This window comes from Candidatus Pelagibacter sp. Uisw_090, from assembly GCF_047717845.1.
Lineage (GTDB): Bacteria > Pseudomonadota > Alphaproteobacteria > Pelagibacterales > Pelagibacteraceae > Pelagibacter.
The window spans coordinates 619,023-633,781 of record NZ_CP159810.1 but is presented as its reverse complement, the minus strand read 5'-3'; the positions used below and the strand labels follow the sequence as shown (position 1 = coordinate 633,781).

Annotated in this window: 16 protein-coding genes and 1 tRNA gene; 15 read left to right on the top strand and 2 right to left on the bottom strand. The window is 26.4% G+C overall.

Translation table 11 applies throughout. The annotated features are described in order from the left end of the window. From ABXT58_RS03480 to ABXT58_RS03445, 8 genes are all read left to right on the top strand, one after another. The gene (locus ABXT58_RS03480; RefSeq protein WP_415304793.1) at positions 1–993 is read left to right on the top strand and encodes a putative transporter; all 993 of its coding nucleotides are present in this window, start codon (positions 1–3) and stop codon (positions 991–993) included. Next, positions 993–1,940 (top strand): class II fructose-bisphosphatase, encoded by a 948-nt coding sequence (glpX, locus tag ABXT58_RS03475; RefSeq protein WP_415304791.1) that lies wholly within the window; start codon positions 993–995, stop codon positions 1,938–1,940. The genes ABXT58_RS03480 and glpX overlap by 1 nt, the downstream gene beginning before the upstream one ends. Then, positions 1,937–3,631, top strand: coding sequence for a single-stranded-DNA-specific exonuclease RecJ (gene recJ / locus ABXT58_RS03470; RefSeq protein ID WP_415304789.1), 1,695 nt, complete (start codon positions 1,937–1,939; stop codon positions 3,629–3,631). Before glpX ends, recJ begins: the two co-directional genes overlap by 4 nt. Positions 3,632–3,681: 50 nt before the next feature. Next, positions 3,682–3,756, top strand: a tRNA-Glu gene (locus tag ABXT58_RS03465). Between the two features lie 25 nt (positions 3,757–3,781). After that, positions 3,782–4,045, top strand: coding sequence for a GIY-YIG nuclease family protein (locus ABXT58_RS03460; RefSeq protein WP_415304787.1), 264 nt, complete (start codon positions 3,782–3,784; stop codon positions 4,043–4,045). Beyond that, entirely contained in the window at positions 4,038–4,628 is a 591-nt protein-coding gene (locus tag ABXT58_RS03455) for a hypothetical protein (RefSeq protein ID WP_415304785.1), read from the top strand. The genes ABXT58_RS03460 and ABXT58_RS03455 overlap by 8 nt, the downstream gene beginning before the upstream one ends. Beyond that, positions 4,625–6,709 carry a glycosyltransferase gene (locus ABXT58_RS03450; RefSeq protein WP_415304783.1) on the top strand — a complete coding sequence of 695 codons (2,085 nt, stop codon included), beginning with the start codon at positions 4,625–4,627 and terminating at the stop codon, positions 6,707–6,709. The genes ABXT58_RS03455 and ABXT58_RS03450 overlap by 4 nt, the downstream gene beginning before the upstream one ends. Positions 6,710–6,725: 16 nt before the next feature. Further along, on the top strand, positions 6,726–7,808 hold the full coding sequence (locus ABXT58_RS03445; protein WP_415304781.1) for a DegT/DnrJ/EryC1/StrS family aminotransferase: 1,083 nt from the start codon (positions 6,726–6,728) through the stop codon (positions 7,806–7,808). Here the strand turns inward: ABXT58_RS03445 and ABXT58_RS03440 are convergent. Then, positions 7,794–8,774 (bottom strand): Gfo/Idh/MocA family protein, encoded by a 981-nt coding sequence (locus ABXT58_RS03440; RefSeq protein WP_415304779.1) that lies wholly within the window; start codon positions 8,772–8,774, stop codon positions 7,794–7,796. The genes ABXT58_RS03445 and ABXT58_RS03440 overlap by 15 nt on opposite strands. 36 nt (positions 8,775–8,810) lie before the next feature. On the opposite strand from ABXT58_RS03440, the gene ABXT58_RS03435 reads away from it, so the two are divergent. The 4 genes from ABXT58_RS03435 to ABXT58_RS03420 are packed head-to-tail and all read left to right on the top strand — an operon-like array spanning position 8,811 to position 12,103. Further along, a complete protein-coding gene (locus ABXT58_RS03435) occupies positions 8,811–9,680 on the top strand; it encodes a glycosyltransferase family 2 protein (RefSeq protein WP_415304777.1) in 870 nt (289 codons plus the stop codon). Next, a complete protein-coding gene (locus tag ABXT58_RS03430; RefSeq protein WP_415304776.1) occupies positions 9,677–10,591 on the top strand; it encodes an alpha-1,2-fucosyltransferase in 915 nt (304 codons plus the stop codon). Before ABXT58_RS03435 ends, ABXT58_RS03430 begins: the two co-directional genes overlap by 4 nt. Beyond that, positions 10,588–10,812 (top strand): hypothetical protein, encoded by a 225-nt coding sequence (locus tag ABXT58_RS03425; protein WP_415304774.1) that lies wholly within the window; start codon positions 10,588–10,590, stop codon positions 10,810–10,812. The genes ABXT58_RS03430 and ABXT58_RS03425 overlap by 4 nt, the downstream gene beginning before the upstream one ends. Further along, a complete protein-coding gene (locus ABXT58_RS03420) occupies positions 10,805–12,103 on the top strand; it encodes an MBL fold metallo-hydrolase (RefSeq protein WP_415304772.1) in 1,299 nt (432 codons plus the stop codon). The genes ABXT58_RS03425 and ABXT58_RS03420 overlap by 8 nt, the downstream gene beginning before the upstream one ends. A 2-nt stretch (positions 12,104–12,105) precedes the next feature. Here the strand turns inward: ABXT58_RS03420 and ABXT58_RS03415 are convergent, their stop codons facing one another. Beyond that, entirely contained in the window at positions 12,106–13,062 is a 957-nt protein-coding gene (locus ABXT58_RS03415; RefSeq protein ID WP_415304770.1) for a site-specific integrase, read from the bottom strand. Between the two features lie 81 nt (positions 13,063–13,143). Between ABXT58_RS03415 and ABXT58_RS03410 the strand changes: the two genes are divergently transcribed. Genes ABXT58_RS03410 through ABXT58_RS03400 form a run of 3 tightly spaced genes read left to right on the top strand, consistent with a single transcriptional unit; the run spans position 13,144 to position 14,313 of the window. Next, positions 13,144–13,584 (top strand): hypothetical protein, encoded by a 441-nt coding sequence (locus ABXT58_RS03410; protein ID WP_415304768.1) that lies wholly within the window; start codon positions 13,144–13,146, stop codon positions 13,582–13,584. A gap of 32 nt (positions 13,585–13,616) precedes the next feature. Continuing rightward, the gene (locus tag ABXT58_RS03405) at positions 13,617–14,054 is read left to right on the top strand and encodes a GNAT family N-acetyltransferase (RefSeq protein WP_415304766.1); all 438 of its coding nucleotides are present in this window, start codon (positions 13,617–13,619) and stop codon (positions 14,052–14,054) included. Further along, positions 14,035–14,313 carry a methylated-DNA--[protein]-cysteine S-methyltransferase gene (locus ABXT58_RS03400; RefSeq protein ID WP_415304912.1) on the top strand — a complete coding sequence of 93 codons (279 nt, stop codon included), beginning with the start codon at positions 14,035–14,037 and terminating at the stop codon, positions 14,311–14,313. Before ABXT58_RS03405 ends, ABXT58_RS03400 begins: the two co-directional genes overlap by 20 nt. Positions 14,314–14,759: the final 446 nt, after the last annotated feature.

The window sequence follows — 14,759 nt, the reverse complement described above, 5'->3', positions numbered from 1 at the left end:
ATGTTTAAATTTTTTACACAAAAAAAATGGCAGTTATGGTCATGGATTGGTTCGTTCGTAATTCTTTCATCGTTATGGGTGCAAGTACAAATTGACGTTAAGATAAATAAATGGTTTGGACAATTCTACGATATGATACAAAAAGCTTTAGCAGCTCCAAACTCAATAACTATTGAGGAATACTGGTCTAGCTTACTATCATTTATTACATTGGCAGGCACATATGTGGCCTTAGCTACAGTTGTTGCTTTTTTTACTTCTCATTATTTGTTTCGTTGGAGAACAGCGATGATTGAATGGTATCATAGCGTTTATGACAAGGCACGAAATATTGAAGGAGCATCACAAAGAGTTCAAGAAGACACAATAAAATTTTCAAGAATTATGGAAAGTTTAGGAACAAGTTTTATTGAAGCAATAATGATGCTTATAGAGTTTACTCCTATATTATTTGGATTGAGTATTGGTATACCTATTTTATTTTTTGGTGATTGGAATTATGGATTGGTAACTGGTGCTTTTATTTGGACAATTGGTGGAACTCTATTTTTGATCATACTGGGATCAATTTTGCGATTAGTTGGTGTCGAATATGATCTGCAAAAAAATGAAGCATCCTATAGAAAACTATTAGTTATAGCTGAAGACGATGTCACAATAAGACCGAAAAATTTAGATGAACTTTTTAATGATGTCAGAAAAATACACTTCAAATCCTATATAAGGTATTTTTATTTTAATCTTGGACGTATAACGTACCTTCAGGCCAATGTTTTATCTGCTTATGTTTTTTTAGCACCAGCAATTGTAGCGGGCGTTGTAACGTTAGGCGTAATGCAACAAATTATAAGAGCTTTTGGTAGGGTAGAAGGATCAATGCAATATATTTTTAGATCATGGCCTACGATAATTGAGTTGGCCAGTGTTTATAAAAGATTAAAAGAGTTTGAATCTAAAATTAATTCAAGTGAAAAAATATCTGAGAAAAGTTAATGGCAATCAATAAAAAATATATTGAACAAATAATAAATGTTTCATCAAAAGCAGCCTTAGCGTCATCATATTTAGTGGGAAAAAAAGATAAGATTGCTGCGGATCAAGCTGCTGTGGACTCAATGAGAGCTGAATTAAATAAAATTAGCATGAATGGAGAAGTGGTTATTGGTGAGGGATCATTAGATGAGGCACCAATGTTATACACCGGTGAACTGCTTGGTAATAAAGAAGGTCCAAATTTTGATATAGCAGTTGATCCCTTGGAGGGAACTAATTTTGCAGCCAACAATTTGCCTGGAGCTATATCAGTGATAGCTATTGCTGAAAAAGGTAATCTTTTTAATGCTCCAGAAACTTATATGGATAAAATTGCAACTTCTAAAGTGGAGAAGGGTTTAATTGATTTAGATAATTCATTAAAAAAGAATATCACTAATTTAGCAAATTTTATGAATAAAGATATTTCATCAATAACAGCTTGTATTATGGATAGACCAAGACACAAAAAGATAATTGATGAGTTAAAAGAATTAAAAGTTAAAATTAAATTAATTACAGATGGTGATGTTCTCGGTGCACTCTATGTGTCAGATTCAAAATACAATGTTGATATTTTTTTAGGTGTAGGTGGAGGACCAGAAGGTGTTTTAGCCGCTGCTGCACTTGATGCTTGTGATTGCCATTTTCAAGGTAGATTTATATTTGATAACGATAATGACATTAATGATGCAAAAAAAATGGGAATAACTGATCTTAATAAAAAGTACGAATTAAATGAAATAATAAAAGGGGACTCAATATTTTGTGCAACTGGCATAACATCTGGTGATGTGCTCTCAGGGATAGAAATTAAAGAAAATAATTATACATCAGAAACGTTCGTTACACATAAGAATTCTCAATTTAAAGAAATTATAAAGAGAACAAATCCTATTAAAGAATGATTTCTGTCTCAGGCAAGAATTGGGAACTAAAAAAAATTAACCAAAACTCAATAGAAAAATTAAAACAAGATTATAATTTTAGTGATATTGTATCAAGACTTGTTATTTCAAGAAAATTTGATCAAACGGAACTAAACACTATAAATAGTGATTTAGATCTAAATAATGTTTTTTCAAAAAATAATGATTTTAAAAAGTCAATTGAACTTGTGGCAAATTCCATTAATAATAAAGAAAATATATGTATTTTAGGAGATTATGATGTCGATGGATCGACTGCTACATCCCTATTTATAAGGTTTTTTGAAAGTATAAAACATCCTTTTTTCTATTACATTCCAGACAGAGAAAAAGATGGCTATGGAGCTACTAAAAAGTTATTTGAAAAACTAATCTTAAAGAAACCCGAATTAATAATAATGGTTGATTGTGGATCAACATCAAATGCAGCCATAAATTTTTTAAACGAAAATAAAATTAAATCTCTAATAATTGATCATCACGAAATCAACAGGCCATTTCCAAAAGCTGATGTTATCATTAATCCAAAAAAAGATAATGGTTATTTTGAATATGATTATCTTTGCGCAACAACATTGGTTTATTTTTTTTTAGATTTATTGATACAAAAAATTAAAAACAAAATAAAAATATCAGATTTTTTAATTTATGTATTACTGGCAACTGTATGTGATGTAATGCCAATTAGAAAACTTAATAGATCAATAGCTTTAACTGCACTTAAAGATTTTGATATAAAAAAAAATATGGCGTTTAAAGAATTGTTTAAACTTAATAATAAGAAAAATAAACTTAGCATTAATGATCTTGGCTACTTAATAGGCCCAATATTAAACGCTGGTGGTAGATTAGGTAAATCAACATATGCATCAGAATTATTGTCCTCAGATAATCTAAACCTTATAAGCATTAGGTCTGGTGAGTTAATTAAATTAAATCAAAAAAGAAAAGAAATCGAAACCTTAATACTTGATGAAATCAATTTTGACAAAATTGAGAAGGAAAATGATGATGTTATTGTTTATTACAGCCCCAATATTAATGAAGGATTGATAGGAATAATAGCGGCAAGATTAAAAGATTATTTTAACAGACCTTGTATAGTAATTACTAATTCTAATGAATTATTAAAGGGATCTGCTAGATCTGTATTTAATTACAATATTGGTCGCGCTATTAAAAATTCTCATGATAATAATATAATAATTAATGGTGGGGGGCACAATGCTGCTGCAGGTTTTACATTGTATAAAGCTGATTTTAAAAATTTCAAAGATTTTATTTTAAAAGATTTTTTAAATTCAGGATCTTTGAGAAATAATGTCTTTTCATACGATGCAGAAGTATCATCTTTAGCATTTAATAGAACCTTTTATGATGATGTAAAAAAGTTAGAACCTTTTGGTACAGGCAATCCCACACCAACATTCTTATTAAAAGATTTAAAGATTATTAAGACTACAATACTTAAAGATAAACATATTTCTTTAATCTTAAAATCTAAGACAGGTTTTTCAATTAAGTCTATATCGTTTAATTCTATTAACAATAAACTGGGTGAGTATTTGCTAAACTATAAAAATACTTTAAATGTGTTGGGTCAAATCAATGAAAATATTTGGAATAACAAAAAAACACTCCAATTAACTATTAGAGATGTTATCTTGTAGTTTAATTAGGCTTGATAAATAATGACTTTTAAAATAAAAGATCACAACATGGTCCCTTCGTCTATCGGTTAGGACAGCTGGTTTTCATCCTGCAAAGGGGGGTTCGATTCCCCCAGGGACCGCCAATAAAGGAAATTTTATTTTTCTAAAATGATCTTTTACGTATACATGCTAATAAGCACCAACAATAAGAGAGCGTTTTCATATGTTGGCTATACAAATGATTTACAAAATAGATTAAAACTGCATAACACTTCAAAGGGTGCTAAATATACCAGAGGTAGATTTTGGACTATAATATTCAAAAAAAAATATTATAGTAAATCACTTGCCATGAAAGAAGAGTATAAATTAAAAAAAAACTATTACTTTAGAAATAAGATAAAAAAAAAATATCTGAAAAATCATGCTTAAATATAAAAAGATTAAAGATAATTTAGTACACGCTACGGCAGTTATTAATTGGAAAAAAGTTATAATAGGCAAGGGTAATACAATCGGCCCATATGTAGTTATTGGTAATAATGCACAATACCCAAATTTTAAAAGTAACGGCTTTATACATATCGGTAATGAAAATACTTTTAATGAATATTGCAACGTTCATCTCCCAACAAGTATTTCTAAGAAAACAATAATTGGTAATAATAATTATTTTATGAACTCAACAACAATTGATCATGACTGCAAATTGGAAGATAACATAACCTTAAGTAGCAATGTTGTTTTGGGGGGTAATGTTTACATCATGAACGGCGCACAATTAGGAATTAAATCAAGTATTCATCAAAATCAAATTATTGGATCCTACACAATGATTGGTATGCATTCGTTTGTTACAAAAAACATAAAAGTTAAACCCGGCTATATTTTTTATGGTAAACCAGTAAAGAAAATTAAGAAAAATATAATAGGTCTTAAAAAAAATAAAATTGATTTAAGTATGTTAAAAATAGAAACCAATAGATTTAACTTAATGATAAATTTAAGAAAATGATAAAAAAAGACATAGCAATACTGCTTCCATATAAAGAAAACTACAACTTAAATAAAGCTGGTGCTGCATCTATTTGGGTAAAAGACTATCTATCAATCTCTAAATTAAAAAATATAACTTTAATTTATGGAAATTTAGATAAAAAACTTAAACCAATAACTTCTAATTTTAAAAATATTAATATTAATTCAAATATATTTAAAAAAAACTTAAGTTTTACAAAGTCTCTATATAATGATTATCTTAAATACAAATATGAAATAATCGAAATTCATAATAGACCGGAGTCATTGATTTATTTATTAAATAAAAAAATTAAATCGAAAACAATTTTTATTTTTCATAATAATCCACAAACAGTAAGAGGCTCAAGCACGGTAAATCAAAGAAAATTCATAATAGAAAACTGTGATTATGTTTATTTCATCAGTAAATGGGTTAAAAAAATGTTTTTTGATGGATTGCCTTATGAGCATAAAAATAACTGTGGAATTCTATATCACTCAATTAAACCATTAAAAAAATTTCCAAAAAAAGAAAATATTATAATTTTTACTGGAAAATTAAATGTTTCTAAGGGTTACGATCTATTTGCTAAAGCTGTTGTTAAAATTCTTGATAAATATAAAAATTGGAAATCTCTTGTTATAGGTAATGAACCAAGAGAGAAATTTGATTTTCATCATAAAAATTTAAAAATACTAGATTGGACTAATCATGAACAAATATTAAAATATTATTCTAAAGCCGCCATATCTGTTGTTCCTTCACATTGGGATGAACCCTTTGGTAGAACTGCTATGGAGTCTGCTGCATATGGCTGTGCTACAATAATTAGTGATAGAGGTGGTTTGCCAGAAACCTTTGACAACCAAATAATTTTGAAAGATTTATCAAGCGAAGGAATATTTAATTCAATAGAAAAACTTATTTTGAATAATAAAAAAAGGCAATCAATACAAAAAAAAAATTATTCAAATGTCATACATAAATTAGCCAATAAGGTAAAAAAAATGGATGTTTTAAAAAATTCATACTTAAAACCAGAAATTTTTATTAACAAGAATTCAAAATTAAAGATCTTACATATTTCACAATTTGATGAAAGAAATGATTATAGACTCTTTAATATTTCTGTATCCAGTAAATTATCAAAGGGCTTTATTAGGAATGGACATGATGTAGTTAATTTCTCTTATAGAAACTACATAAATAAAAGTTTAATTAGTGATAAAAATAAATTTTTGAACAAAAAAATCTTAACTATATGTAATAATTATAGACCAAATTTAATTGTGTTAGGCCATAACAATTTTTTATATAAAGATACCTTAGAAAAACTTAAATCAAATTATAAATTAAAAATTTCATTATGGTACGAAGATGCCTTAGGTCATAGAGGCGAGGGTCCTAATTGGAGAGAAAATCTAAATTTAATTGAAAAAAATCATGATTTAATTGATACCTATTTTACAACAACCCATCCAGATGAATTAATAACAAAGATAAACAGAGCAAAATTGAATTTTTTACCTATACCAGTTGATGAGAATATTGAAAATATAAATATTTATCAAAATCCAAATAGACATAAAGATTTATTTTTTGCACTTAGTCATGGCGTCAATTTTGGAAAACTCAAAAAACATAAAGTTGATGAAAGAGAATTAATTATAGATAATCTAATCGAAAAATATCCTAATATTAATTACAATATTTTGGGCATTTCAAATGAAGAGCCAAAATGGAACTATGAATTTTTAAAAGAATTAAATAAATGCAAAATGGCGCTTAACTTAAGCAGAGGGAAACCCATTAAGTATACATCAAGTAATAGAATTGCTTCTTTAATAGGTAATGGAATATATACATTTGTAGATTCTAGGACACAATTTGATAAAATTTTCAATGATGATGAGGTTGGCTGTTATAAATCACACGATGACTTGGGTGGAAAAATTGAATATTTACTTACTAATGAGAAAAAAATTAATAAATATGGAAAAAATGGTAAGATTAAATATTTTAAGCTTTTTAATAATAAAATAATTTCACAAAAAATTATTACTAAAACTTTTTAAATATAAAATACATTCAATGATTAAATTTTTAGACATAACCAAGCAGGATAAAAAAATACACAAGATTATTTTCAATGACATTAAGAAAATAATTAAAAAAAATAATTTTATTCTAGGTGAAGATGTTTTTAAATTTGAGAAAAATTTTGCTAAATATTGCAATGTAAAATATGCCATTGGTTGTGCTAATGGTACTGATGCCTTAACAATAGCATTAAAAGTTTTAAATATACCAAAAGGATCAGAGGTCATCATTCCAGCAATGACTTACTGTTCAACAGCTTTTGCCGTACTCAATGCAGGACTGAAACCCGTATTAGTAGATATAGATCATATGAGCTCGTCTATATCAATTAAAGACATAAAAAATAGAATTACAAAAAAAACACGTGTTATTATGCCCGTTCATTTATATGGGTCTGCTGTAGATATTGACAAAATAAATGAAATTATTAAAAATAAAAAAATTATAATAATAGATGACTGCTCACAAGCACATGGGGCTCTATACAAAGGAAAAAAAATAGGCTCATTAGGAACCATTTCTTGTTTTAGTTTATACCCTGGAAAAAATTTAGGTGCTTATGGTGATGCTGGTGTAATCACAACAAATAATGAAGTGCTATATAGAAAAATTAGTAATTTTAGAAATTTAGGCTCAGATAAAAAGTTCATCCATAATCAAGTAGGTTTTAATAGTAGATTGGATACAATCCAAGCAGCTATACTCAATAGAAAGTTACCATTACTTACAAAAAATAATAATAAAAAAAGAAAAATTGCTAAGCTATACGACAAAGGAATAGATAATTTAAAAATTGAAAAAATTTATTACGCCGATGATTCTGTTTATCATCAATACGTAATAATGACCAAAAAAAGAAGTTTACTAATAAAGTTATTAGAAAAACACAATATTCCATTTGGAATGCACTATCCAAAAGCAATTCATCAATTAGAAATTTTTAAAAAATACTTTAAAAAAGAGAATTTTAAAAATGCAGAAAAAATAGCCAAAGAGAGTTTGAGTTTGCCGATAGACCCAAACTTAGAGAAAAAACACGTAGATAAAATTATAAGTATATTAAATTCTTTTTAGAAAAAGTAATATTTTATTTGCAAGTTTAAATGATGTTTCAGGTTTTTTAGAATTAAAAAAATCTTTAATTTCATTATTTAATGCAGGTTTTGCATTAACTTTAATTGAATAACTTTTGCCGTTGTAGACTAATGCTTTTGAGTTGAAAAACTTTTTTTTAAATTGATCAATACTTGGATAATTAGCATATTGATTATAAATTTTAAGTGGTTCTACTAAATTCATTTCATCGAATAGTAACATTTTTTTTGATCCGATAATTGATATTTTTCTTATTTTTGTTGGATTTAACCAACTATTATTTATATCAATATACATGCCATCTAATTTTAAATGTAAGTTAGAAATATCAGATATGCCCTTTTTAAGGATTGCATATTTCTTATATGATAAAATTTTAGGAAGTTTCCCAAAGAATTTATTTATTATACTTAAATCATGTGATGTTAAGTCATAATCTACATCTACATCATTTCTTATTGGTCCAAGGTTTTGTCTTTGAAAGCTTAAATAGTTTATTTTTCCTAGAATTTTACTTTGTAAAATTTTCTTAATTTTTTTAATGTAGTCATTATAACAATAAATATAGCCAAACATTAGCTTAGAATTATTTTTTTTTGCAAAAGTATTAATGATTTTTAAATGATCTGTTTTAACTACCCCTGGTTTTTCAACAAAAACATTCTTTTTTGAAATCAAAATTTTCTTTATTAATTCAAAACTTTGGGAGGGTGGTATAGCAATAAATGTATTCTTAATATTATTATTATTGATAATATTATTAAAATTATTTTCAATATTCAAAACATTAAACTTTTTTTTTAAGATAATTGAATTTTTTTGATTTAAATCATATATGGTAATATTTTTGAATTTTAGTTTAATTAAAGTTCTGGCAATAATAGTTCCCCAATAGCCACAACCAATTAAAGCAATGTTTTGATTTTTATGATAAAATGAATACATAAGTTAATATTTTTATTATAATAATACATATATTTTATGTTAGGAAAATCTACAATTATAATACCGACAATTGATAATTCTGATTATCTTCAGTTGTGCATAAATTCAATTAAAAAAAATTCTTTTTTTCATCATGAAATAATAGTTCATTTAAATGGAATTGATATCAGAAGTGAACAATATTTAATTAATTCAAAAATCACTTATACCAAAACAAATACAAATGTTGGATTGTGTAGTGGTGTAAATATAGCAGCAAAAAAAGCCACTACAAATTATATAGTATATTCACATGATGATATGTATTATTTACCTAAATGGGACTATTATCTATTTGAAGAAATTAAAATTTTACCTAACAACCTATTTTACCTCTCAGGAACTCAAATAAGCCATTACCCTAAAAACAAAGATATGATTAATCACATCTTTTTTGATGTTGGAAAAAATATAAATGATTTTGATGAAAGTGTTCTTTTATCCAATTTTGGAAAACTAAATTTTTATGATTTACAAGGTAGTCATTGGGCACCACATATAATTCATAAAGATGTATGGGAAAGAGTAGGGGGATTTAGTGAGGAATTCGATCCGGGATTTGGATCGGACCCAGATTTAAACATGAAGCTATGGAAAGTAGGTGTGAGAATTTTTAAAGGTGTAAATAAATCAAGAGTTTACCATTTTGGATCTTTAACTACTAGAAAAAATAAAAATATTCATCGAAACAATGGACGCTTAACATTTCTGCTTAAATGGAAAATGACAATGGATTATTTCATAAAATTTTATTTAAAAAGAGGAAATAAATATGAAAGACCTTTACAGGAGCATAATTTAAATTTAAGTAATATTATTCCTTATTTTTTCAGTAAAATTAAATACAACATTAAAAAATATTTATGAAAAACAAACTAATTGTTAGAATTGCTGAGGGTTTAGGTAATCAAATGTTTATGTATGCGAACGCTTTTAATCTATCAAAGGAAATTAAATATGAATTATTTATTGATGATGAGAGTGGATATTTTAAAAAAAAAGATATTAAATCTTATCAATTAAATAATTTCAATGTTTCATCAAATATAGTTAATGATAAATACAAATTTAATACATCTCTTAAAAACATAAGAAGAAAATTTTTGATTAAATATGATAAATTACCAGGTAAAAACAAATTTATTATCGAAGATAAATTTGAAAAAAAAAAAACTAAATTTGAAGCAATTAATACTGAAAATTTATCAAAAATAGTTTATTTAGAAGGGAATTATGAGTCTGAAAAATATTTTAATTTAAATAGAGAGCTTTTATTAAAAGAATTTGAAATTAACAATACTGATATGCTTATAAATAATAAATACCATAATTTTATTATGCAAAATAAAGACAGGATTATTTCAGTCTGTGTTAGAACTAATAGATATTCAGAAAGAATAAATAATCATAATAGCAATATTGCTAAATCTAAATCAGATAAGTTTACAATGGATAACATTGAGTATATTTATAGGGCTATAAAAGATTTTCCAAAAAAGATTAAAAACCCGATTTTTTTATTGTGGAGCAATGATTTTAAAGGGCTAAGTGAGTATTTTGATAATAAAAAATTTATATTTATTGACAACGAAAAAAATAAAACTGTTTTAGACTTCTATTTGCTTACACTATGTAATAATTTTATTGTTGGTCCTACTTCCTTTCATTGGTGGGGTTCTTGGTTATCAAAAGATAAAGATAAAACCTGTGTAAGACCTAAAAACATCAATCAATCATCCAATATAAACTTTTGGCCAGAAAGTTGGTTTAACTTATGAGTAGAGATTTAAAATCACTTACAAACTCTATTAATTACGAAAATTTTGATAGACCATTTTACAAGAAATCAAAATTTGATGGACTAGTTAAGAATATTAATTTTTTTCAAAATTGCACAGTAATTAAAAAAGGTGAATCAAAAAAATACTTTTATAAAGATAAACATAAATTTTATTTTCTAGATAAAGTGAAAAAATTTCTATCTAAATTCTATGATTGAGTTTAACTTTATAAATCATTCTTCATTTTCAATAAAAAAAGATAATACTAGATTAACAGTAGATCCGTGGATTGAAGGATCGGTTTTTAATAACTCTTGGAAACTACTTGTAAAAACACCTACAGTTTCAGTGGATATTGTTAAAAATTCTGACTATGTTTGGTTTAGTCATGAGCATCCAGACCATTTTAATCCACCTAATTTAAAAATATTTGATAATAACGCAAAATTTATTTTTCAAAAAACTAAAGATAAAAGAGTCGTAAATTTTCTTAGTAAAATATCTAATAATGTCATTGAAGCTTCATCAAATCATTCAATTAAATTAGCTGATAATTTTTTTATTAAAGTATTTCCATTTCAGGATATAGACTCATTTTGTTTAATTACTATCAATAACAAAAAAATTTTGAATCTTAATGATTGCGATATTAAGAGTGAACACGAATTAAATGAGATTAAAAACAAAGTGGGAGATGTAGATATTCTTTTTGGTCAGTTTAGTTATGCCATAGGAAAGTCTAATAGATCTGAAAAAAATAATCGCATGTCTTTATCTAAAGATATTTTGGACAATTTAAGCCATGTTATTTCAGTACTTAAACCTAATTTTTTTGTACCATTTGCAAGTTTCTGCTATTTTTCACATTTAGAAAATTTTTATTTAAACGATTCTATTAATAAAATTGACCATACTATAAATTATCTGTCTCAAAAAAATCCTAATACTAAATTATTAACATTTTACCCTGGTGATAAATGGGATTTAACAAGTAAAAAAGATAATATTCTATCAATCACAAAATATCTTAATGATTATACGAAAATTGTTCCTGAAGAATCTTCAAGTAAAATAACCAATTATGAAACCCTTATTCAAATAGCAGATGCTTTTATAAAAAAAACTAAGCAAAATAATAGCATGTTTTTTTTATATAATTTTTTTAAATATAAAGATTATAATATTATATTTAATATCCATGATCTAAATATCTATTTAAAATTTGACTATCTTAATGGACTTAGAAAAATAAATGATTTTAACAAAAATCACCCTCATTGTGAATTATCATCAGACTCTTTATTTCAATTATTTAATAGTGGTTATGGATATGACGCATTAATGATTGGTGGAAGGTTTGAGGCGAACAATTCTGGACAAAAATCTTTAGAAATGATTTTTAAATTCCAAACTAAAAATTATCAAAACCATTTTTATAATTTTAGTAACGTTATTCCTAAACTTTGGAGAAAACTCTCTAAATTTTCTAGGGTTAATCCCGTCAGATAGATTTAAATTTTAATCTTATTAAGCGCATTATTTTTAAATAAATTTGCTTCTTTAATGTACTTTCTTACCATTTCTGTAGATTTGTGGCCTGTCATAGCCATAATGCTTCGCTCTTCTACACCCGATTCAGCTGCAGAGGTTGCAAACCCGGATCTTAAGCTATGACCAGAATAGTTTTTGCTATCTATACCTGACAAATTTAAATATTCTTTAATAAGCAAGGCTACTGTTTGGTCTGTTAATCTGTTTTCTGATAACTTTGAGCCTTTAATAAATCTTCTAAAAACAGGTCCTGAGTTTATTTTTGATAATTCTATCCATTTTTTTAATGATACAACAGGGCAATATTGAGAGCTGTCAAAGTAGGGTAGTGCTTTTGTAAAACCCTCACCAAATTGATCAGTTTTAGATCTCTTAATAGTGATTTTTAATCCTTCTGGAACAAAATCTAGGTCATCGTAGTCTAATGAAACTATCTCATTTCTTCGAAATCCACCTGAAAAACCGATTAGGATTATGGATCTATCTCTAAATATCTTAATTTCTTCCTTATCTTGATGATCTATTACATTAATTATTTGCTTTAAACTTTTGATTAATAGTGGTTTTTTACTTTTTTGAACGCTACCTTTTCTTCTTTTTATTCCCATAATGTTTTCAATAATTGAAGGATGTTTAGTATCTAAATAATGGCCTTTTAATTTATGAATGACACTTATTGATACCAATCTGCGTTTTAAAGTACTCATTTTAGCTTCTTTTGTTGATAAATGAGTTAAATATAAAGAAACTACCTTTGGTTCAGATGGTAGAGACTTAAATCCATTCTGAGCACAGAACAATTCGAAATCGTTAAAATCTGACTTATAAGCTCTTACAGTATTATTAGCCTTAGAACTTTTTAGGTTTAATAATGTTTCTTCTTGTAATGCTTTTATGTCTGTTATTATATTATTCATATATTTTACTATTGATAATCATTAATTATCGTTAGTAATATATTAGATGATTTATAATGTCAATAACAATAATCTATCCTAATGATAATTAAAGTTTCAAAATACATCAAAAAAAAAATCAACCAATCCGAGCTAAAAAAAATATTTAAAATAGCGAATACAATTGAAGATTACCTCAATCAAAAGGAAGTAAATCAAAGAATTCAAAAATCCAATGTTAAAGGCACTGATAGCCAGGTTATTCAAAAAATAATAGAAGAAATAGCTATTCCTTTAGGCTTCAAAGACGAAAAAAAGGGGTTATTTATGAAATATAAAGATTCAGGACTTAGACCTGATTTCTATAAGAAAATAGGCTTAAAAGGCATTTTAATGGAGGTTGAAAGAGGTAAAACTACCACGAATCACATTGAAGTAAGTCATACAAAATATATATATAAAAGTGTTTGTAAAAAAATGGAAAACTTTTTTTATGAGGAAAATTACCTTAACATTGATAGTGCAAGGGTATTTAGTTATTAATTTCAATGACTTAAAATAATAAATTAAACTAAATGATTAGAAAATTAGAGCAAAAAGACAAGGAAAATTGGGCTAAATTATACAATGGTTATGCCGATTTCTACAAAGTCCCAATGAATACTGGGGTTTTAGACACTCTTTGGGGATGGATTCATGATCAAAGCCACGATGTTAATGGACTTTGCTTTGAATTAGAGGGTAAAATCGTTGCTATTGCTCATTATAGAACAATGCCAAGACCAATTAAGGGTAAATATATTGGGTTTTTAGACGATTTGTTCGTAGAGCCAGATTTTAGAGGTCAAAAAATAGCTCAAAAGCTGATTAGTCACTTAAAATCACTATCTAAAGCCAATAATTGGACTGGAATTCGTTGGATCACCCACTCTAGCAATCAAAATGCCAAGAAATTATATGATAAAATAGCCAATAACACAGGTTTTGAGCTCTATGAAATTAAAGGGAACTAAGTTTCAGCTAAAAGTGTGGCATTACTTGAAGAAAATACCTAAAGGTAAAGTTAAGACCTACTTAGAAGTTGCTAAAGCTATTGGAAAACCTAAGGCATTCAGGGCTGTTGCCAATGCAGTGGGTAAAAACCCTTATCCACCTAAAATACCCTGTCATCGGGTGATCAGATCAGATGGAAGCCTCGGCGGATACTCTGGAAAAGGTGGAATAAAGGAAAAAATTCGATTATTGAGATCTGAAAAGGTCTACGTAAAATAAGATTTTTTACCTAATAAATTCCCTATAAGCATTGCTATTAAATACTTTTTTTTTATTTATCCATATTTTAGACTAATTGGTACAATGCATCCTTCAGTTGTACTGCATATGGGCTTTTGCTTAAAATAAGGTCCTCTATGGACGTTTAAAGGGCATATTCTCATACTGCATTGCTCTACTTGTCAACAATAGCAACGTTTCTAAAGAGGCTAAAAAAGACCATTTTAAATGGTTTTTTTGACCCCTATTCTACCTTCAAATATTAAATTAAATTCAAAAAATAAGCTGTAATATAAAATAACTATTTAAAACCAATACTTATTTAAGATTTATAATAATTAATCATTCATTAATAAACGTTTAATTTGATAAATTGATTTTCTATTCTTTTTAATACCTTAAATTATTTGATTTTCTAGCTTGAGATCATCTATTTAGTAAATTTA